The organism is Rhizobium leguminosarum (assembly GCF_019798305.1).
Classification (GTDB): domain Bacteria; phylum Pseudomonadota; class Alphaproteobacteria; order Rhizobiales; family Rhizobiaceae; genus Rhizobium; species Rhizobium leguminosarum_U.
Genome location: NZ_JAAXDD010000005.1, coordinates 48,239 through 68,924 on the forward strand (window position 1 = coordinate 48,239; position 20,686 = coordinate 68,924).

Consider the following 20,686-nt stretch of genomic DNA (forward strand, 5'->3'; position numbering starts at 1 on the left):
AGAAAAAGGCGGGGTCGTGCCCCGCCTTTTCTCGTTATGGATTGAACCGCGCTAGTGGCTGTCCTTGCCGACCGCATTTCCGCGACATCCTTTGAGGAAGTCGAGGTCGGCGCCGGTATCCGCTCCTTCGACATGCTGCTGATGCAAGAAGGCATAGCCGGATGTGGGCAGATCATGGTTCGGCTGCCACTCGGCGAGCCGCCGTGCCAGTTCCTCCTCGGAAACGTCGAGATGCAGACGACGGTTCGGCACATCCAGCTCGATCATGTCGCCGTTTTTCACGACCGCGAGCGGCCCGCCGACCGCCGCTTCCGGCGATGTGTGCAGCACGACGGTGCCGTAGGCCGTTCCCGACATTCGAGCGTCGGAAATGCGCACCATGTCGAGGATGCCCTTCTTGAGCACCTTCGGCGGCAGTCCCATATTGCCGACCTCGGCCATCCCGGGATAGCCCTTCGGCCCACAGTTCTTCATGACCATGATGCAGGTTTCGTCGATGTCGAGGTTATCGTCGTTGATCTTGGCCTTGTAGTCGTCGATGTCCTCGAAGACAACAGCCCTGCCCCGGTGCACCAGCAGATGCGGCGAAGCCGCCGAAGGCTTCAGCACAGCGCCCTTCGGGGCGAGATTGCCGCGCAGCACGACAATACCGCCCGAAGCTGTCAGCGCCTTTTCAGCCGGCAGGATAACATCTTCGTTCCAGTTGACGACGTCCTTGACCTCGTCCCAGACGGTTTCGCCGGATACCGTCAGCGCATCCTTGTGCAGGAGGCCCGCCTCGCCGAGGCGCTTCAGCACCACCGGCAGGCCGCCGGCATAGAAGAACTCCTCCATCAGGTACTTGCCCGACGGCATCAGGTTGACGATGGTCGGGACGTCACGGCCGCAGCGGTCCCAGTCGTCAAGCGAAAGATCGATGCCGACACGGCCGGCGATGGCGAGCAGGTGGATGACGGCATTGGTCGATCCGCCGATGGCCGCGTTGGTGCGGATGGCATTCTCGAAGGCTTGCTTCGTCATGATCTCGGAGGGCTTCAGGTCGTCCTTGACCATCTGCACGATACGCCGGCCGGTCAGCTGCGCCATGACCTTGCGGCGGGAATCGACGCCCGGGATCGCGGCGTTGCCGGAAAGCGCCATGCCGAGCGCCTCGGCCATGGAAGCCATGGTGGAGGCGGTACCCATGGTGTTGCAGGTGCCCGACGAACGGCTCATCGAGGCTTCCGCCTCGAGGAATTCGGCCTGCGTCATCTCGCCGGCCTTCACCATTTCGGAAAACTTCCACAGATGCGTGCCCGAGCCGACGCGCTCACCACGGAAATAGCCGTTCAGCATCGGTCCGCCAGTGACGACGATCGAAGGCAGGTCGCAGGAAGCGGCCCCCATGATAAGTGAGGGCGTGGTCTTGTCGCAGCCGACCAACAATACACAGCCATCCATCGGCTGGCCGCGGATCGCCTCTTCCACCGCAAGCGCCGCAAGATTGCGGTACATCATCGCGGTCGGACGGAAGGTGTTTTCGGATGCCGAGAACACCGGCACCTCAAGCGGGAAGCCGCCAGCCTCCCATACACCCGCTTTCACCTTCTCGGCGAGCTCTCTGAGATGACCGTTGCACGGGGTCATATCCGACCAGGTGTTGAGGATGCCGATCACCGGCCGGCCGTCGAACAGGTCGTGCGGATAACCCTGGTTCTTAAGCCAGCCGCGATGATAGATCACATCGCGGCTCGTACCGCCGTACCATTCCTGCGACCTCAGCCTGCGCGGCCATTCCGCTTTCTTTTTCATAGTCTCTATCCTTCAGGATATCGCCGGACCGCCTCGTACGGCCCGGGTTATCGCACTTGTATCAAGCCAGGGTGTAGGCGGTCTTGACGGTTGTGTAGAATTCGGCGGCGTACTTGCCCTGCTCGCGCGGACCGTAGGACGAGCCCTTGCGGCCGCCGAACGGCACGTGGAAATCGACGCCTGCCGTCGGCAGGTTCACCATCACCATACCGGCCTCGGAATTGCGCTTGAAGTGCGTCGCATGTTTCAGGCTGGTCGTGGCGATGCCGGCCGAAAGGCCGAACGGCGTATCGTTGGCGATGGCAAGCGCCTCGTCGTAATCCTTCGCCCGGATCACCGAGACCACAGGCCCAAAGATTTCCTCGCGCGAAATCCGCATCTGGTTGGTTGCCTCGGTAAACAGCGTCGGCTGCAGGTAAAAGCCGGGCGTATCGCGCGAGATCACCTCGCCGCCGAAGGCGAGTTTGGCGCCTTCCGACTTGCCGATATCGATATAGTCGATATCGGTCTTCAACTGCCGCTCATCGACGACAGGGCCGATATGAGTGCCGGCCTTCAGGGCGTTGTCGACCACCAGCGTCTTCAGCTTGTCGGTGAGTGCTGCGACGAACTTGTCGTGAATGCCTTCGGTGACGATCAGCCGCGAGGAGGCGGTGCAGCGCTGGCCGGTCGAGAAGAAGCCGGAATTGGCGGCCGCCTCGACGGCGACGTTGAGATCGGCATCGTCAAGCACGACCATCGGGTTCTTGCCGCCCATTTCCAGCTGGAACCTGCGGTTATGCTCGATGGAGGCGGCGGCGACACGCCTGCCGGTGCCGGTGGAACCGGTGAAGGTGATGCCGTGAACGTCGGGGCTTTCGAGCATGGCCTGACCGACCACCGAGCCCTTGCCCATGACGAGGTTCAGCACGCCCTTCGGCAGGCCGGCGCGGTGCAGGATATCGACAATCGCCCAGGAACAGGCGGGCACCAGTTCGGCCGGCTTGAAAACGACGGTGTTGCCGTAGCAGAGCGCCGGCGCGATCTTCCAGGCGGGAATGGCGATCGGGAAGTTCCACGGTGTGATGATGCCGATGACGCCGAGAGCCTCGCGAGTGATCTCGATGCCGATATTCGGACGAACCGACGGGAGGACCTCGCCGGCCAGCCTTAGCGCCTCACCGGCGAAGAATTCGAAAATCTGCGAAGCGCGAATAACCTCACCGGTGGCTTCCGGCAGCGTCTTGCCCTCTTCGCGGGCAAGCAACGCACCGAGCTCGTCTTTGCGCGCCATGATCTCGTCGCCGGCCTTCTTCAGGATGACGTGGCGCTCCCAGATGCCCGACCGCGACCAGGCCGGGAAGGCGGCCTTGGCGGCAGCGATGGCATTTCTCGTGTCATCGGCGCTGCCGTCGGCATAGAGGCCGACAACTTCGTTCGTATCCGACGGGTTGATATTCTTCGTCGCGTTCGAGCCGACCCATTCGCCGGCGATCAGGTTTTGATAAATGGTCATGGGCTTAACAAGCCTCCTTTACCGTTTACGAGCAACGATCCGGCCGCCAATGCGGCCAGGTCTTGAATTCAGAGCTGCCTGACGGCGATCTCTTCCTCGGCGGCTATCTTGAGCGGATTACGGAGCGACAGGCCGAAATCGGCGACTTCGATCTCGAACACATCGCCCTCTTCGGTCTTGACGCCATCGGCAAAGGAAAGAGTCGCCGTGCCGAACATATGGACGTGAACATCGCCCGGAACACGGAAGAGGCCATATTTGAAATGGTGGTATTCCAGATTGGCGAAGGTGTGCGACATGTTCGCCTCACCGGACAGGAACGGCTTTTCGAAAATCACCTTGTCGCCGCGCTTGATGCGCGAGGTGCCGCGAATATCTTCCGGGGCCGCGCCGACGCGGATTTCCGGGCCGAAGCTTGCCGGGCGCAGCTTCGAATGGGCGAGATAGAGATAGTTAACCCGCTCGGTGACGTGATCGGAAAACTCGTTCGACAGCGCAAAGCCGATGCGGAAGGGCGAGCCGTCCTTGGCGATCACGTAGATGCCGGCCATTTCAGGCTCTTCGCCGCCATCGAGCGCGAAGGAAGGCGAAACCAGCGGCGCGCCGGGTGCAGCGGCTCCATAACCGTTACCCTTGTAGAACCATTCAGGCTGGACGCCCTTTTCGCCGGCCTTCGGCTTGCCGTTCTCGAGGCCCATCTTGAACATCTTCATCGAGTCCGTCAGGGTTTCCTCGGCGGCTTCGGTGGTCTTCTTGTGCATGGAATCGCGCGTTGCCGCCGAGCCTAAATGTGTCAGGCCGGTGCCGGTCAGATGTAGGTGCGCGGCATCCGGATGGGTGATCGGCGGCAAGAAGCGGCCTTCCGCATAGGCCTTTTCAAGATCGACGGCGTCCCCGTAGCCATGCGCCTCGATGACTGAGGCAAGGGACTTGCCGCCGTCTGCGGCCTCCATCGCCAGCGCATAGGCGCTGACGGCGTTCTTGACCGATCTTGCAGTGCCGCCCTGCTCGCGTACGGCGACAATGATCTCTCCGTTTGCACCCTTGATCTGTGAAATAAGCACGTTACTCATCCTTTTTCTTTGGCGATGGCATAGCGACGCCTCTCCGGCTCCATGCGGAGCCGGAATTCAGATTTCTTATGACTGCGAGCGGGTGCCGAGCTAAGCTCAGCCCTTGTTCTTATTGTAAACGTCGAAGAACACGGCAGCGAGAAGCACCGCACCCTTGACCATCTGCTGCGAGTCGGTGCCGAGACCGTGGATTGACATGCCGTTGTTCATGATGCCCATGATCAGAGCGCCGATAACAGCACCGGTCACCTTGCCGACGCCGCCCTGGGCGGATGCGCCGCCGATGAAGCAGGCCGCGATCACGTCGAGTTCAAGACCGAAGCCACCCTTGGCCGTTGCCGAATTGAGACGCAGGGCAACGATCAGTCCGGCCAGTCCGGCAAGCAGGCCCATGTTTGCGAACGTCAGGAAGGTCAGCCGCTCGGTGTTGATACCGGAAAGCTTCGTCGCTTTCTCATTGCCGCCCATGGCGTAGATGCGGCGGCCGATCGTCGTGCGGCGGGTAATGAAGGCATAGGCAGCCACCAGAACAAGCATGACCATCAGCACATTCGGGAAGCCGCGATAGATCGATAGCTGGTAGCCGAGCGCCAGAATGGCGAAGGTGACGAGGGCGTTCTGGACGAGGAAAAAGCCCAGCGGCTCGACGTCATTGCCATGCTTTTCATTCGATAGGCGTTTGCGCCATGCCAGGTAGAAGAGGGTTACGGCGCCGACAACGGTCAGAATGATCGAGGTCGAGTTGATGCCGCCCATATCGAAAGCGTTCGGCAGGAAGCCGATGCTGATCAGCTGGAAAGCCGGCGGGAAAGGACCGATGCTGGTGCCGGTCCCCGATGCCGTCATCACGAACAGCGTCAGGCCGCGGAAGACCAGCATGCCGGCCAGCGTGACGATGAAGGACGGGATCTTGTGATAAGCGACGAAATAGCCTTGGATGCCGCCGACAAGCGCGCCCATGGCAAGGCAGACGATACCCGCCAGGACATAGTTGGTGTGCCATTGCACCGTCATCACGCCGGCGATGGCGCCGATGAAGCCGACGACCGAGCCGACAGAAAGATCGATATGGCCGGCGACGATCACCAGCAGCATGCCGAGCGCCATGACGACGATGAACGAGTTCTGCAAAATGATGTTTGTCAGGTTGAGCGGCCTGAAGAGAACGCCACCGGTCGAGAACTGGAAGAACACCATGATCGCGATGAGGGCGATAAACATGCCGTATTCGCGGATGTTGCCGCGAACGTAGTCTCCGACGGAGACGACACGCCCCTGCTCAGCGATGGGTTGATTGATCGGCGTCATTGTTTCTTCTCCCCTGAGCGCATGATAGCGCGCATGATGGTTTCCTGGCTTGCTTCTCCCTTCGGCAGTTCCGCGACGATGCGTCCTTCGTTCATCACGTAGATGCGGTCACACGTGCCGAGCAATTCGGGCATTTCCGACGAGATCATCAGAACGCCCTTTCCATCGGCGGCAAGCTGGTTGATGATAGTATAAATTTCATATTTTGCGCCAACATCGATGCCGCGCGTCGGCTCGTCGAGGATCAAAATATCGGGATCGGAGAACAGCCACTTCGACAACACCACCTTCTGCTGGTTGCCGCCGGAAAGATTGACAGCCTCCTGGAAGATGCTGGAGGAACGGATGCGCAACTTCGACCGATAGTCGGTCGCAACCCTGGACTCCTTGACGCTGTCGATCACGGACGCATTCGACACCGCCTTCAAATTGACGAGCGTCGTGTTGTGCAGGATCGTGTCGTTGAGCACGAGGCCGAGTTGCTTGCGGTCTTCGGTAACGTAGGCGAGACCTGCGTCAATCGCCTTGCGCACGGTGCTGACGTCGACCGGCTTGCCGTGCATCAGCGCCTCGCCCGAAACCTTATGACCATAGGCCTTACCGAACAGGCTCATAGCAAATTCGGTGCGCCCTGCCCCCATCAGACCAGCGATACCAACGACTTCGCCCTTGCGGACGGTGATGTTGATATTGTGCAGGACCTGACGGTCGCGGTGCTGCTGGTGATAGGCGTTCCAGTTCTTCACTTCGAGAATGGTTTCGCCGATCGGCACCGAACGCGGAGGGTAGCGGTCCTCGAGATCGCGACCGACCATGTTGCGAATGATGATGTCTTCGCTGATCTCGTCCGCGTGACAGTCGAGTGTCTTGACCGTCATGCCGTCGCGCAGGACCGTGATCTGGTCGGCGACCTTGCGGATCTCGTTCAGCTTATGGGAAATGATGATCGAAGTGATGCCCTGCTTGCGGAACTCCATGAGCAGAGTGAGCAGCGCGTCGGAATCGCGTTCATTGAGCGAAGCGGTCGGCTCGTCCAGGATGAGCAGCTTGACGCTCTTCGACAGCGCCTTGGCGATCTCGACGAGCTGCTGCTTGCCGACGCCGATGTCGGTCACCAGCGTGTTCGGAGATTCGGACAGGCCTACTTTCTTCAGCAGCTGCTTCGTGCGGTTGAATGTCTCGTCCCAGCTGATGACGCCGCTCTTGGCATTCTCGTTGCCGAGGAAGATGTTTTCGCCGATCGACAGCAACGGCACGAGCGCCAGTTCCTGGTGAATGATGACGATGCCGATTTCTTCTGAGTCCTTCAGGACCTTGAAGTTGCGCGTCTCGCCTTCGTAGACGATGTCGCCTTCATAGCTTCCTGTGGGATAGACGCCTGATAGCACTTTCATCAGGGTCGATTTGCCGGCCCCGTTTTCGCCCACCAATGCGTGGATTTCACCCTGGCGAACCTTGAGGTTCACATTCTCCAGTGCCTTGACGCCCGGGAACGTCTTGGTGATGCTCCGCATTTCGAGGATGGTATTGTCCATAGTCAAAGTTCCAGCGCCGACAGCCGTCAAGCGGCTGGGCGATCATAAAATCGAAGACCGGAACCCGCAAGCGCGGGTTCCGGTCCTTCTCATTACTTCAGCTTGTCTTCAGAGTAGTAACCGCTGTCGACGAGGATCTGCTTGTAGTTGGTCTTGTCGACGGCAACCGGCTTCAGCAGATAGGACGGGACGACCTTGACGCCGTTGTCGTAGGTCTTCGTGTCGTTGACCTCAGGCTCCTTGCCGGACATGACGGCGTCGACCATGGCAACAGTGACCTTGGCGAGTTCGCGGGTGTCCTTGAAGATCGTCGAGTGCTGTTCGCCAGCGATGATCGACTTGACCGACGGGATTTCAGCGTCCTGACCGGTGACGATCGGGAGCGGCTGAGCCGCGGTACCGTAACCAACGCCCTTAAGCGAGGAGATGATACCGATCGACAGACCGTCGTAGGGCGACAGAACGGCATCGACCTTGGCGTCGGTGTAGTTGGCCGAGAGCAGGTTGTCCATGCGGGCCTGGGCCGTTGCCGGATCCCAACGCAGTGTGCCGACCTTGTCCATGCCGGTCTGGCCGGACTTCACGACGAGCTTGCCGCTGTCGATGTAGGGCTGCAGGACGGACATTGCGCCATCATAGAAGAAGAAGGCGTTGTTGTCGTCAGGCGAGCCGCCGAACAGTTCGATGTTGAACGGGCCCTTGCCATCCTTGAGGCCGAGGCCGTCAACGATGGAGCCAGCCTGCAGAACGCCGACCTGGAAGTTGTCGAAAGTGGCGTAGTAGTCGACGTTGCCCGAATCGCGGATCAGGCGGTCGTAAGCGATGACCTTGATGCCGGCGTCGTGTGCCTTCTGGAGAACGTCGGAAAGCGTCGTGCCGTCGATCGAAGCGATGACGAGAACCTTGGCACCCTTGGTGACCATGTTTTCGATCTGCGAAAGCTGGTTCGGAATGTCGTCGTCGCCATACTGCAGGTCAGTGCCGTAACCGGCAGCCTGCAGCTGCTTCACGATGTTGTTGCCGTCGTCGATCCAGCGGGCAGAAGCCTTGGTCGGCATTGCGATGCCGACGGTACCCTTATCCGCGGCCAGAGCCGGTGCAACGAACGAAGCGACGCCGAAGGCAGACGCAGCCATCAATGAGATAATGGATTTCATTTCTCTCTCCCTTGTTAATAAGCAGCGGACGAAAAATCGCCCGCCCCGAAACTGTGGCAGGTTCCGTATTGGATAGTTACTTCAGATGGTGAGAAACGAAGTAGGTCTCCTCCACGATCTCACACGTGTTGAGTGCCAACCAGCACACGGCGGCAAACTGGTATGGATTCCTATAACTGTCAAATAGAATAAGTGCTAACGTGCATAACAATTTTGGTATATCGTTAAAAAGTATTACTTTTGATGGAGCGCAGCGAGGAGGCTGCAACCATGACGGTTATTTCTGAGCCATTTTTGATGGATCACGTCGATATCCACAGCGATAATTTCGGCGATGACGGCCTTTTGCGTGCAGGACTTAAGCTGAATCACCTGCGCATGATCGTCGCAATCGAAGATAGTGGACAGATTTCCGCAGCTGCGGAAGTCCTGAACATTTCGCAGCCCGCCGCATCGCGCATGTTGTCCGAAATGGAATCGATCACCAAGACATCGCTCTATGAGCGCGTGGCCCGCGGCGTCGTGCTGACGACCTTCGGCGCAGCGCTTGCCCGAAGGGCTCGGAAGATCCTCCTGGAGCTGCGCGAGGCGAGCCGCGAGATCGGCGAATTGAAAAGCGGCAAGGGCGGCTCGGTCTTCATTGGCGCGGTGACCGCGCCGGCCATGAGCCTCGTCGTGCCGGCGATCAACAAGGTGCGCAAGGCCTATCCGGGTATCGAAATCAACATCCAGGTGGAGACGAGCAACGTGCTTGCCCGCGAGCTGCTCGCCGCCCGCCATGACTTCATCATCGGCCGCATTCCCGATGATCTCAACCCGCGCCTGTTCGAGGTGACGGAGATCGGCATCGAACGGGCTTGCCTGATCGTGCGCGGCCATCACCCGCTTATGAAGCAGAAGACGAGCAGCCTCTCCGACGTCAGGGATTACGACTGGGTGTTCCAACCGCCGGGCACGCTGCTGCGCCGCACGATCGAGGACGTTTTCCTGTCGCGTGGCGTGGCGTTGCCCGAAAACATCGTCAACACCTCCTCGCTGCTTCTGACCTGCGCCATCATCTGCGAAACCGATGCGATCGCTCCCGTTGCCGTCGACGTCGCCCAGTTCCTTGCCAGCCAGGGCTCGAATGCCTCTGATGTGCGCATGCTGCCGATCGATTTCGACATCAACGTCAAGCCCTACAGCATGATCACGGCGAGGGAACGGGCGCTGCCGCCGAGTGCACGGCTGCTCTACGACATCATCCTCGAAGAGAGCCAAAAGCAGGCCGGCTGACGACAGCCGCAAGCCCTGCGCCATCTTGCTCTCTTTTAATGCGCGCTTCGAAAGGAAAGCGGGATGCTGTTCGGACAGTCGGTATTTCAATCAGTCCTCGAGCGGCTGAAGGCGGAGGATGAGACGACCGAAGACGCCGAAGCCCCGGCGGCCCATCGTGTGTCCGGTCTCGGCACCGGGCTTGCCTTCGATGTGATGGCGGGCGTCTCAGTCGCCTCGCAACGCGTCGGCCAAGCCTATTTCGACAATCTGGATCTCGATGCCGCTGGGGTCGTGGAGAAACCGGCGCCTGCGCCTCCACCCGAGCCCGTCATGCCGGATCATCTCGTTCGCACGACTCCGCAGGAGGTTGCCGAAGAACTGGCGATCTCCGCCGCCGATACGCTGCTCACACTCCGCGAGAAGCGCCGCGCCTTCGCGCGGGCCAATCATCCCGATGGCGTAGAATTGCCCTTCCGTGACAATGCGACGAAGCGCATGATGCTGGCCAATCTGCTGATCGACGAAGCGTTGCGGCGATTGAGCCGCTGACTATTCGGCCCGCCCGTCCTTCGAAGGTTTTTCAGCGGCCGCCGCGTGTTCGTCCTCGTGCTCGGCGTCAGGCTGTACGGGCGGCTCGATGGCCGGAGGCTGCGGATTGAAGGTCCAGAACAGCATATAGAAGGAATAGGCGCCTGCCCCGCCGGCCAGCACCGCCCAGAACGGATCGCCGGTGACAAGTTCGACCACGGCCCAGCCGAAGCAAACGGCAACGATGGCAATCCGCACCCAGAGGCGCCGATATGCCGGATGATTCGGATCGATGAGTTTCATTCCTGCCCCGCGGTCGCATTTGTCGCACGGCCTTCGGCCCGTGCCGCGATTGTCTCTAGAGCATGATGCTGAAAAGTGTAAGCGGTTTTCGGACGACATCAAGCTCTAACTATATAATGTAGAACAGGATTCAGATTTTAGGCCGACCGGCCTAAAATCATCCTGTTCTAGAGCCTTTCCTGGTCAGATTAAAGTATTCTCTTGGCTGAAAGCCGGGCATCTTTCCGCCACGATCGGAGGCGATCGGCTCTGCCCTGACCAAAATCTGCTCCGGCAGAATACTTCAATCCGACCATGAAAGGCTCTGGTTCGAATCTTGCAAATGTGAAAGATCCGCGGGCTTGACGCGGTCCACAGAAGATGGAATGAAAATTCCAGAATGTTGGCAATTCGGTTTATTTGTTCCGAATTCAAGGGAGGTTAAAAAATGACAGTGAGATTTGGTCTTCTCGGCGCCGGCCGCATCGGCAAGGTCCATGCAAAGGCCGTCAGCGGCGACGCCAATGCGACGCTCGTCGCGGTCGCCGACGCCTTTCCGCAGGCTGCCGAAGCAATCGCTTCCGCCTATGGCTGCGAGGTCCGCACCATCGAAGCGATCGAGGCCGCCAAGGATGTAGACGCCGTCGTCATCTGCACGCCGACGGATACACATGCCGACCTGATCGAGCGTTTCGCCCGCGCCGGCAAGGCAATCTTCTGCGAAAAGCCGATAGATCTCGACGTTGCCCGCGTCAAGGCCTGCATCAAGGTAGTGGAAGAGACCGGCGCCAAGCTGATGGTCGGCTTCAACCGCCGCTTCGACCCGCATTTCATGGCGGTGCGCAAGGTCATCGACGAGGGCAAGATCGGCGATGTCGAGATGGTGACGATCACCTCGCGCGACCCCGGCGCCCCACCGGTCGACTATATCAAGCGCTCCGGCGGAATCTTCCGCGACATGACGATCCACGATTTCGACATGGCCCGCTTCCTGCTCGGCGAAGAACCGGTGTCGGTTTTCGCGACCGCTGCAGTTCTCGTCGACAAGGCGATCGGCGAAGCTGGTGACTATGACAGCGTCTCGGTGATCCTGCAGACGAAATCCGGCAAGCAGGCCATCATCTCCAACTCCCGCCGCGCCACCTATGGCTACGACCAGCGCATTGAGGCGCACGGCTCCAAGGGCCTCGTCTCAGCCGAAAACCAGCGCCCTGTCTCGATCGAAGTCGCAAACGGCGAAGGCTACACCCGCCCGCCGCTGCATGACTTCTTCATGACCCGCTATACCGAAGCCTATGCCAACGAGATCGCCAGCTTCATCGCCGCGATCGAGAAGGGCTCCAAGATCTCGCCTTCCGGCGCCGATGGTCTCGCAGCGCTGGCACTTGCCGATGCCGCGGTTCAGTCCGTCAAGGAAGGCAAGCTCATCAAGATCGGCTGACGGCCCTCTCCCGACCGGAAGCCATGCATGAGGTGGCCGGGCACTTGCCCGGCCATTTCGCATTTTGCGGATCTTTTTGTGGGGGCGTGCCGCGGCGCCCCCAAAGCCATATGCTTGATCGAAAGAAACCCTCAACCCGATTCTTGAATAGTCGCCGATGCTTGGGCTCCGTGAACGCCCGAGAGAACGATATCCTCGTCGATCACCGACAGCGCCCGGTTCAAATGTCCTTCGAAGACGAGGATCTGCTCGTCGGCCACTACCCTGATCTCGGGCATGCCTTCCATGCGCACAATATGCGACTGCCCCAGACCCTCTTCGATCCCTTGCCGAAGAAGGTCGTAATAACGCGTGCCCGGCCCGGTGATGGCGATCGGCATGCGCTCCGTCAGGCTCAGCATGCGCGACAGCCCATTGCCGAGCGCCAGCCCCGCCTGGCGAAAGGCGAAAGCTGGGACGCGGTGGCCCTGGCGCGCCTTTGCGGCAATCTTGTCGAGTTCCGCCACCGGCACGAACTTTGCCGGGATCGTATCCAGCGGCACTTCGAAGGCGCTGCGCAGGATCGCGTAGAAACCGGCATAGGCCTCGATGCAACCTCGGGTGCCGCAGCGGCAGAGCCCGCCATTGGCCATGTGCAGCATGTGCCCGAAATTGGGCGCCGATATCTCCTGGCCTGTCTGGTTCCCGCGCCTGACGATGCCGAGCCCGACGCTGTGGCCGAGCGAAAGGGCAGCGAGCGAGCGGAAATCGGCGCCCTTCACCATCTCTTCACGCGCGCCGAGCGCGGCTGCGATCAGCAGCGTCTCGTTGTCGAGGATCACCTTGGCCTGCCATTCCGGCCGGAGTGCTGATTCGAAATCGATCTGCTCGCTGCCGAAGATCGGTGACCAGACGAGAACCGGCTCGGTGGAATTGACAAGCCCCTTGCTGCTGATCGAGATCAGCAGCACCTTTTCTTGGCTGATCTTCGAGCGATCGAGAATCCGCAAAAGCCCGGCCCGCACCGCCGCGACAAAACGGACGGCGCCTGCCGGATCATGCGAACGTTCCTCGCTGAAGCGGTCGATCAGCTTGCCGGCATAATCGACCAGCGAATATTGCACCGCATCCGAGGAGATGATGACGACGATGAGATAGCCGCAATCGCGCCGCTGGCGCAGCAGCACGCGCGGCCGGCCGCGGCCGCTTGCCGGCTGCTGTTCCGATTTTTCGATGATCTGGGCTTTTTCCAGCTCAGTGGTGATCGCCGAAATGGTGGCCGACGAAAGCCGGGTGAAATCGGATATTTCGGTATGCGCGAGCGCACCGTGGCGACGCAGCACGGACAGCACGAGCACGCTGTTTCTCTGCCTGACCAGCTCCGTGCTCGACTTGGTCAGCATGAATGCCGCCCTCTCCTCCTGCTTGCTCTTCCCGTGGTTTCCACTGCATCTCCAGCCGGTGTTTCGCAAGGAAATTAAGCTGGCAGTGCAGTGTTGACAGTTGAAAAAATCTCTGACACTAAATTTCTCGACTGTCGAGAAAAAAATCCAAACCTTTCTCGACAGCTATTCGCGGTGGCCGGAGGAAGCATGGGCTGGGCCGGTCGCAATCCACTCGGGAGGACATTATGAAGTCTATTTTGAAATTGATGGCGGGTGCTGCCATCCTCGTTTCCGTGCATACCGCTGCCATGGCTGCCGATCTCGTCGTCGGTGTTTCCTGGTCGAATTTCCAGGAAGAACGCTGGAAGACGGACGAAGCCGCCATCAAGAAGGCTCTCGAAGCCAAGGGCGCCAAGTATATTTCCGCTGACGCGCAGTCTTCTGCCGCCAAGCAGCTTACCGACGTCGAATCGCTGATCTCCCAGGGCGCCAATGCGCTGATCATTCTCGCCCAGGACTCCGATGCGATCGGCCCGGCCATCGAAAAGGCCGCCGCTGAAGGTATCCCCGTCGTCGGCTATGACCGCCTGATCGAAAACCCGGCTGCCTTCTACATCACCTTCGACAACAAGGAAGTCGGCCGCCTCCAGGCTCAAGGCGTTTTCAAGGCCAAGCCGGAAGGCAATTACGTCTTCATCAAGGGCTCGTCTTCCGATCCGAACGCAGACTTCCTGTTCTCGGGCCAGCAGGAAGTCCTGAAGGCCGCCATCGACGCCGGCAAGATCAAGAATGTCGGCGAGGCCTATACCGACGGCTGGCTGCCGGAGAACGCTCAGCGCAACATGGAGCAGTTCCTGACCGCCAACAACAACAAGGTTGACGCCGTTGTTGCTTCGAACGACGGCACCGCCGGTGGCGCCATCGCTGCTCTCGACGCACAGGGCCTCGCCGGCTCCGTTCCGGTTTCCGGCCAGGACGGTGACAAGGCAGCGCTCAATCGCATCGCTCTCGGCACGCAGACGGTTTCCGTCTGGAAGGACAGCCGCGAACTCGGCCAGCGCGCCGCAGAAGTCGCTCTCGACCTCGCCGGCGGCAAGGACATGAGCAAGATCGACGGCGCCCAGGCTTTCAAGGGCGGCCCCAAGGGCGTCGAAATGCAGTCGGTCTTCCTGAAGCCGCTTGCGATCACCAAGGAAAACCTGAACGTCGTCATCGACGCCGGCTGGATCTCCAAGGCGGAAGCGTGCCAGGGCGTCAAGGCCGACAGCGTCGCTGCCTGCAAGTAAGCTCAGGCTTGTAAACTGGAATTGCCGGCGCCGCAGCGGAACACCGTTGCGGCGCCGGATGCGGATGAGAATTCCAACGACGAAGTTTTCTCCGCCTCGCCGCACCATCGCGGATTTTCATTCCCTGCCGGAAGGGTGTCGCGACGCCACGCGACCGGTTTCCGGAAGCATCGCGATGGTGAGTTGAAGAACAGACGCATGACGCCGATGGCAGCCTCTAGCACGCCGGCGCGTCCGTCCAAACAAAATGGGGGAACGGCAAACCCATGGCCGAAATGGTAAAATCCACAACATCAAGCGGACCGCGAGCGGCGGAAGCCAGTCCGGTGACCCGCTTCTTCCGCGCCACCGAGATCGACACGCGTCTGCTCGGCATGATCGGCGCGCTCATCATCATCTGGATCGGTTTCCACATCATCACCGGCGGCCTCTTCCTGACCCCGCGCAATCTCTGGAACCTCTCGGTCCAGACGACCGATATCGCCGTGATGACGACGGGCATGGTGCTGATCATCGTCACCCGCAATATCGACCTGTCGGTCGGTTCCGTGCTCGGCCTCTGCGGCATGATCATGGGCGTGACGCAGGCCAAGATCCTGCCGGAATATATCGGCTTCGACAGCCCCTTCACCTGGGCGATCACACTTCTGGTCGGATTGGCTGCAGGCTGCCTGATCGGTGCCTTTCAGGGCATCATCATCGCCTTCCTCAACGTTCCCTCCTTCATCGTCACGCTCGGCGGCCTGCTCGTCTGGCGCGGCGCAACCTGGCTCGTCACCAGCGGCCAGACGGTTGCCCCGATGGACCAGACCTTCCGCATCATGGGCGGCGGTGCTGAGGGCTCGATCGGCGCCACCTGGAGCTGGATCGTCGGCATCTGCGCCTGCCTCTTCGTCATCGCCAGCATCGTCGGCTCGCGCCGGCAGCGCCGCCGCTTCGGCTTCCCGCGCCGGCCGATGTGGGCTGAATATTTCCTCGCCATCCTGAGCTGCGTGCTCATCCTCGGCGCGGTCTGGATCGCCAACAGCTATTACTGGCCGATCAACATCGCCAAGAAATATGCCGAGAACAACAATATTCCGTGGCCCGAGACCGGCCTGGATATCCCCTACGGCATCGCCGTGCCGGTGTTGATCGCTATCGTCGTCGGCATCATCATGACCTTCATCGCGACACGACTGCGCTTCGGCCGCTATGTCTTCGCGATTGGCGGCAACCCTGAGGCAGCCGAGCTCGCCGGCATCAAGACCCGCTGGGTCACCGTGCGCATCTTCGCGCTGATGGGTATTCTGGCCGCCATTGCGGCGGCGATTTCCACCGCCCGCCTCAATGCCGCTACGAACTCGCAGGGTACGCTCGACGAACTCTACACCATCGCCGCAGCCGTCATCGGCGGAACGTCGCTGGCAGGCGGCACCGGCACCATCGCCGGCGCCATGCTGGGCGCGCTCGTCATGCAGTCGCTGCAGTCAGGCATGGTGCTTGCGCATGTCGATACGCCGCTGCAGAGCGTCGTCGTCGGCACCGTCCTTGTCGTGGCGGTCTGGCTCGACACCGTCTACCGCGCCCGTGCCAAGTGAGAGGAGCCCTAGACATGGCTGATCAACGCACTCCCCTCGTAGAACTGAAAAACATCTCGATCTCCTTCGGCGGCATTCACGCCGTGGACAACGCCTCGGTCGATCTCTACCCTGGCGAAGTCGTGGCATTGCTCGGCCATAACGGCGCCGGCAAGTCGACGCTCATCAAGATCCTCTCCGGCGCCTACAAGCGTGATGGCGGCGAGATCCTGATCAACGGCGAGCCCGCCGACATCCGCAATCCGCGCGATGCCAAGAAATATGGCATCGAGACGATCTACCAGACGCTCGCCGTCGCCGACAATGTCGACGCCGCCGCCAACCTCTATCTCGGCCGCGAGCTGAAGACTCGCTGGGGCACGCTCGACGACGTCGCGATGGAAGCCTCGGCCCGCGAGGTGATGGGGCGGCTCAACCCCAACTTCAAGCGCTTCAAGGAGCCGGTGAAGGCGCTTTCGGGCGGCCAGCGGCAATCGGTGGCGATCGCGCGTGCGATCCTATTCAATGCCCGCATCCTGATCATGGACGAGCCGACGGCAGCGCTCGGCCCCCAGGAGACGGCGCAGGTGGGCGAGCTCATCAAGCAGCTGAAGAAGGAAGGCATCGGCATCTTCCTCATCAGCCACGACATCCACGACGTCTTCGACCTCGCCGACCGCGTCTCGGTGATGAAAAACGGTCAGGTCGTCGGCCACGCCCGCACCGAGGACGTGACCAAGGACGAAGTCCTCGGCATGATCATTCTCGGCAAGGTGCCGTCAAAGGCAATCCCCGGCCCCGGCGCCATGCAGATCTGACCGCGCGCCAAGGCGACCCTGCGACAATCACACTCCGCCGCCCGCAAGGCCGGCGGAGTTTTTATGTAACGTTCCTCGGGGCTGACGGATAAAAACACCCTGCAAAGCGCAAGCACCGTTATTTCTGAGAATTTCGCGATTGAAGCCAGCCGCAAGCTAGGCTAAGAACCACCCATCGGACAGGCGATTCAAACCGCCTCAAGCATGCACCCGTAGCTCAGCTGGATAGAGTGTTGGATTCCGATTCCAAAGGTCACAGGTTCGAATCCTGTCGGGTGCGCCACTAAACTGATGGTCCGTTCTGGACACATGGGTTACGGTTTATTCCTGAGACATAGGTAACACTTTTGGACCGAAAGGGTTCGGCAGTGGTTCGAGCCTGCATGTTTCGTCATCGAAGGATCCCAGATCGTAATCCATGAAGCTTGCGAGCCAGATATGGTCTTCGACCTGTTTGATTCCAACGGCATGCCTGGTGACGGTCAATGGATAGCAGTAGCGCTTGTCGGCGAGCATGAACTCGCCCTTGTAATCGGCGCACCACAGGTCGTTGGGTTGGCGAGGTTGGGAGAGTGGCGTTCCGACAGCTCTGTTGCGCCGTCGTTTGCGGTGCTGGACCAGCCCGTTGCGGTCGAGCACCGCATACGGTCGCTCCGCTCGCCCTTGTCCCGCCGTCGCCAATTCTATCGCTTTTCGGTCGATCGCAGCACCCCTACAAGGATTCGACCATCGGTGAAGTACGGATCCCCGCCGCCGTTCCGACCATCTCTTGTCGCACCGACGCCTGCGCGCTCATAGGTCATGGAGATCTGCCCGGCGGCCTTGAGGTCGCCGATCACCAGTTCGCGCTCGGCGTCGAGATCGGGTCCAATATGGTGGGTGATCTGCCCGGTGTCGTGGCTGACGCCGACGCCACGGTCGAAGCTGGCGGAGCCCAACCACAGAGGCTGACCGTCGGCGCCGACGGTCGCCGTTTGCCAGAGGCGTATGTGGTGGCGCTCGTCCGCGCTTCGCCCGACTGGTTTTTCGAAGGCCAGATCCTGCTTCCGGCCGTCGAAGAACAGCGGGCTGACGGGCGCATCGAGATCCGGCCGATCAAGCGCCACGCTGAGGCCGATTTCGACCGAGGAGAGCAATGTTATCCTGTCGGCCGGATCCCAGCCCGAGGCTGCGAAGGCCTTGATCACCTGCTGCTTCGGGCCAACGAGCCCGACGTTGATGGGGTCACCCGGAATGTCGTCGCCGGTCGTGGTGACCATCCGGCTGAGATCGGCAACAGTGCTCCGGTCGCGGAAGATCCAAAGTTCCGGCATCACCAGGTAGGAGAAGAGGAGATAGGCCAGAATGATGGCGGAAAGAACGCCCGCAGCTGACTTCCATCTCCCTCGGCTGTTTCTTCGCTGTTCCATTGCGGTATGCCGCTCCGACTTCAGTAGCAGGGCGGATACGGATAGTAGCCGCAAGCGGGGTGATAGTAGTATGGCGCGGAGGCCGCCGCTGCACCGATGGCCGCGCCGGTCGCGACCGCGGCGCCGTAGCGGGCCGCAGGGTGCGCATACCAGCCGCCATGGAAGCCGACCGCACCGACGCCGACCACGCCGACGCGCCCCGTGCAGGTCGGCGAGACTTTTGCGGCATGGGCCTCGAGGCAGTTCTGGATGCGATCGCTTCCGAGGTTCAGGCCCTTGCAGAACTTCTTGATGTCGGATCCGCAGTCGTTGGCGAGCGTGCTCACCGCGTCGGCGAAGCTGATGGTGTCGGAACGGGACGCCCCGCTGAGCGCCAGGAACGCGACCAGCGCCCCTCCTAACAGTCTGGTTCTCGTCGACATACTTCTCCCCATCGTGAACGATTGATCGTCGGAGAAACTTTCCGCACGTATCTGGTGCGCTTTCGGCGGAGAGAAGGAAAGTATGTTACGGTTACACGAACCGTAGGACACGGCGTTCAAAGCGAAGAAGTCGAGTTCCGGCGAGCACTTCGCCATCAGTCGCGTGAATATCCTCGAGCACATCCAGAGGCGAAACGTCGACCGCCGCCGCCGGGAGGCCGCACACGCCGATGTCGCCATTCGCCGGTATGCTTGCCGCTCTTCATCGCAATGCAGAAACCGCCGCCGCACGGCTCGATCGCGGCGGTGTCGCCAAGCGTCGTCTTCCAGTTTCCGACGATCGGCTCGGCTGCGCTCGCCAGTCCGGTCGACATCAGCAGCGCTGTGACGGAGATCAGGATGGGTTTCACGGTAAGGTCCTCGCAGTGCTGGCCTGCCACCGGGCCGATGACCGAATGGACCACACATGCGCTGCCGACCGCAAGAAATTCGCGGTGTGTTACTGTAACCTACATGGTCTCGGCCGGGTTCTGTGTCATCTTCACGACGACGACGCGATGTGCGCCCCCCGCGTCGTCTGGCCGGGAGCCGATGCAATGGAATACGACACGGAGTTCGCCAAGCGCAGGTTTCCCGAACAGACGCTGGAGATCGAAGCGCTTGCCTCCCGCAATGAAAGCTTCCGGGAACTGTGCAACGACTTTTCCATCGCGGACCAGCTCGTGCGGGACTGGCAGTCGTCTACGGCTCCGGAGCGGGACGCACGTTATGCTGAGGCGCTGGAACTCATGGACGGCCTCGCCGCGGAAATCCACACGATGCTGGACTTTGCCAAGGTCGTTCCATTCCAGGTCGCCAGATGAATGCGCGCTCCGCATCATCGGCACTTCGGCGGCTACGGAAAAGGAACAACATGCTTCGACTGATGGCGATCATCTTGATCTTCGCGGTCGCCCTGATCGTGGCGGCTTTGACAGCCTGGGGCTCCTTGGCGTTCTGGTATCGCCTGCCCCTGCCCGATGCCGGCCGGGCGATCGGCGCCTGCGTCTTCCTCGTCTTCGGTCTCTTCACCGTAGCAGCGCTTGCCAGCCGGGTGCGCATGAGAGCCATCCTTTCGTTCGCTGTCGTCTTTGCCCTAGTTCTCTTCTGGTGGAGCTCGATCAAGCCGGAAGCCAATGCCGCATGGGCGCCGGATGTGGCCCGTCAGGTCACGGGTCGTATCGAGGGAAATTCGCTGACCTTGACCGATGTCCGGGACTTCGAGTGGCGAAGCAAGTCCGACTTTACGGAGCGGTGGACGACGCGAACCTACGATGTAAGCAAGGTGAGGACGGTCGACCTGTTCATGTCATACTGGGCGGGGCCGAAGATCGCGCATGTCATCTTCAGCTTCGGCTTCGAAGGCGGCGAACAGCTCGCCTGGTCGATCGAGGTGCGCCACAAGGTCGGCGGCGGGTTTTCTCCCGTTGCCGATCTCTTCAAGAACGACCCACTGGTGGTTGTTGCTGCGGACGAACGTGACGTCGTCGGCGTCCGCTCCAACGTGCGTGGCGAGGACGTCCAGATCTACCGGCTGAGAGCCAGTCCCGAACAGGCGCAGAACCTGCTGCTCGAGTACGTCGCTGAGGCCAACGCGCTCGCCCGGACGCCGCAGTTCTACAACTCGATTACGACGAACTGCACGACGACCGTCGCCAAGCTGATGCGGGTCTCAGGTGACAAGGTGCCGTTCGATTGGCGGCTGATCGTCAACGGTTATCTTCCTGACTACGCCTATGACCGGGGAGCCATCGACACGTCGTTGCCGCTGGCCCGCCTGCGGGAGATTGCCAAGATCGACGTGCGGGCGCGGGCAGATGGATTGTCGCCCGACTTCTCGAAGGCAATCCGTCTCGGCGTACCATTCCCGGTGGTCGTCGCCAGGCCGTAACGAGCGGTGGCATCGGTAGCACAAAGCGAAC

At 60.8% G+C, this 20,686-nt stretch carries 17 protein-coding genes, 1 tRNA gene and 4 pseudogenes; 9 read left to right on the forward strand and 13 right to left on the reverse strand.

Translation table 11 applies throughout. The features are described 5' to 3' along the window. Positions 1-51: 51 nt before the first annotated feature. From araD to chvE, 6 genes are all read right to left on the reverse strand, one after another. The gene (gene araD, locus HFO99_RS10335; protein ID WP_222361022.1) at positions 52-1,791 is read right to left on the reverse strand and encodes an L-arabinonate dehydratase; all 1,740 of its coding nucleotides are present in this window, start codon (positions 1,789-1,791) and stop codon (positions 52-54) included. Positions 1,792-1,852: 61 nt separating this feature from the next. After that, complete coding sequence (locus HFO99_RS10340) at positions 1,853-3,286, reverse strand: aldehyde dehydrogenase family protein (protein WP_222361024.1); 1,434 nt, start codon at positions 3,284-3,286, stop codon at positions 1,853-1,855. A gap of 68 nt (positions 3,287-3,354) precedes the next feature. Next, a complete protein-coding gene (gene araD1, locus HFO99_RS10345; protein WP_222361026.1) occupies positions 3,355-4,350 on the reverse strand; it encodes an AraD1 family protein in 996 nt (331 codons plus the stop codon). A 105-nt stretch (positions 4,351-4,455) separates the two neighbouring features. Continuing rightward, entirely contained in the window at positions 4,456-5,667 is a 1,212-nt protein-coding gene (mmsB, locus tag HFO99_RS10350; RefSeq protein WP_222361028.1) for a multiple monosaccharide ABC transporter permease, read from the reverse strand. Further along, complete coding sequence (mmsA, locus tag HFO99_RS10355) at positions 5,664-7,202, reverse strand: multiple monosaccharide ABC transporter ATP-binding protein (protein ID WP_164577199.1); 1,539 nt, start codon at positions 7,200-7,202, stop codon at positions 5,664-5,666. The genes mmsB and mmsA overlap by 4 nt, the downstream gene beginning before the upstream one ends. A gap of 92 nt (positions 7,203-7,294) precedes the next feature. Next, the gene (chvE, locus tag HFO99_RS10360; RefSeq protein ID WP_222361030.1) at positions 7,295-8,359 is read right to left on the reverse strand and encodes a multiple monosaccharide ABC transporter substrate-binding protein; all 1,065 of its coding nucleotides are present in this window, start codon (positions 8,357-8,359) and stop codon (positions 7,295-7,297) included. Between the two features lie 270 nt (positions 8,360-8,629). Here chvE and HFO99_RS10365 point away from each other — a divergent pair, with 270 nt between their 5' ends. Beyond that, positions 8,630-9,634: a LysR family transcriptional regulator gene (locus HFO99_RS10365; RefSeq protein ID WP_222331318.1), complete on the forward strand. Its 1,005-nt coding sequence runs from the start codon at positions 8,630-8,632 to the stop codon at positions 9,632-9,634. Positions 9,635-9,697: 63 nt separating this feature from the next. Next, positions 9,698-10,165 (forward strand): hypothetical protein, encoded by a 468-nt coding sequence (locus HFO99_RS10370; RefSeq protein WP_222361032.1) that lies wholly within the window; start codon positions 9,698-9,700, stop codon positions 10,163-10,165. On the opposite strand, the gene HFO99_RS10375 is transcribed toward HFO99_RS10370, so the two are convergent. After that, the gene (locus HFO99_RS10375) at positions 10,166-10,447 is read right to left on the reverse strand and encodes a hypothetical protein (protein WP_222361034.1); all 282 of its coding nucleotides are present in this window, start codon (positions 10,445-10,447) and stop codon (positions 10,166-10,168) included. A gap of 427 nt (positions 10,448-10,874) precedes the next feature. On the opposite strand from HFO99_RS10375, the gene iolG reads away from it, so the two are divergent. Next, positions 10,875-11,867, forward strand: coding sequence for an inositol 2-dehydrogenase (gene iolG, locus HFO99_RS10380; protein WP_222361035.1), 993 nt, complete (start codon positions 10,875-10,877; stop codon positions 11,865-11,867). A gap of 131 nt (positions 11,868-11,998) precedes the next feature. Here iolG and HFO99_RS10385 read toward each other — a convergent pair whose 3' ends face one another. Continuing rightward, on the reverse strand, positions 11,999-13,249 hold the full coding sequence (locus HFO99_RS10385) for an ROK family transcriptional regulator (protein WP_222361037.1): 1,251 nt from the start codon (positions 13,247-13,249) through the stop codon (positions 11,999-12,001). A 227-nt stretch (positions 13,250-13,476) separates the two neighbouring features. Between HFO99_RS10385 and xylF the strand changes: the two genes are divergently transcribed. From xylF to HFO99_RS10405, 4 genes are all read left to right on the forward strand, one after another. After that, entirely contained in the window at positions 13,477-14,517 is a 1,041-nt protein-coding gene (xylF, locus tag HFO99_RS10390; protein WP_222361038.1) for a D-xylose ABC transporter substrate-binding protein, read from the forward strand. A 266-nt stretch (positions 14,518-14,783) separates the two neighbouring features. Next, entirely contained in the window at positions 14,784-16,097 is a 1,314-nt protein-coding gene (locus HFO99_RS10395) for a sugar ABC transporter permease (RefSeq protein ID WP_222331313.1), read from the forward strand. A 14-nt stretch (positions 16,098-16,111) separates the two neighbouring features. Beyond that, positions 16,112-16,894: an ATP-binding cassette domain-containing protein gene (locus HFO99_RS10400; RefSeq protein WP_003561812.1), complete on the forward strand. Its 783-nt coding sequence runs from the start codon at positions 16,112-16,114 to the stop codon at positions 16,892-16,894. Between the two features lie 206 nt (positions 16,895-17,100). Further along, positions 17,101-17,177: transfer RNA gene (locus tag HFO99_RS10405), tRNA-Arg, on the forward strand. Between the two features lie 182 nt (positions 17,178-17,359). On the opposite strand, the pseudogene HFO99_RS33895 reads toward HFO99_RS10405, so the two are convergent. The 5 genes and pseudogenes from HFO99_RS33895 to HFO99_RS10430 all read right to left on the reverse strand — a co-directional run. Then, positions 17,360-17,539: pseudogene (locus tag HFO99_RS33895) on the reverse strand (integrase); the annotation flags it as partial. Positions 17,540-17,577: 38 nt separating this feature from the next. Next, positions 17,578-18,303 carry an LssY C-terminal domain-containing protein gene (locus HFO99_RS10415; RefSeq protein WP_222331261.1) on the reverse strand — a complete coding sequence of 242 codons (726 nt, stop codon included), beginning with the start codon at positions 18,301-18,303 and terminating at the stop codon, positions 17,578-17,580. A gap of 20 nt (positions 18,304-18,323) precedes the next feature. Further along, positions 18,324-18,503 (reverse strand): annotated as a pseudogene (locus HFO99_RS33900) (hypothetical protein); the annotation flags it as partial. Beyond that, a pseudogene (locus tag HFO99_RS33905) lies at positions 18,486-18,725 on the reverse strand (cysteine rich repeat-containing protein); the annotation flags it as partial. The pseudogenes HFO99_RS33905 and HFO99_RS33900, both read right to left, overlap by 18 nt. 239 nt (positions 18,726-18,964) lie before the next feature. Further along, a pseudogene (locus HFO99_RS10430) lies at positions 18,965-19,135 on the reverse strand (DUF2147 domain-containing protein); the annotation flags it as partial. Positions 19,136-19,321: 186 nt separating this feature from the next. Between HFO99_RS10430 and HFO99_RS10435 the strand changes: the two are divergent. Continuing rightward, positions 19,322-19,588, forward strand: coding sequence for a hypothetical protein (locus tag HFO99_RS10435; protein ID WP_222361039.1), 267 nt, complete (start codon positions 19,322-19,324; stop codon positions 19,586-19,588). A 50-nt stretch (positions 19,589-19,638) separates the two neighbouring features. Beyond that, a complete protein-coding gene (locus HFO99_RS10440) occupies positions 19,639-20,655 on the forward strand; it encodes a DUF4105 domain-containing protein (protein ID WP_222361040.1) in 1,017 nt (338 codons plus the stop codon). Positions 20,656-20,686 lie beyond the last annotated feature (31 nt).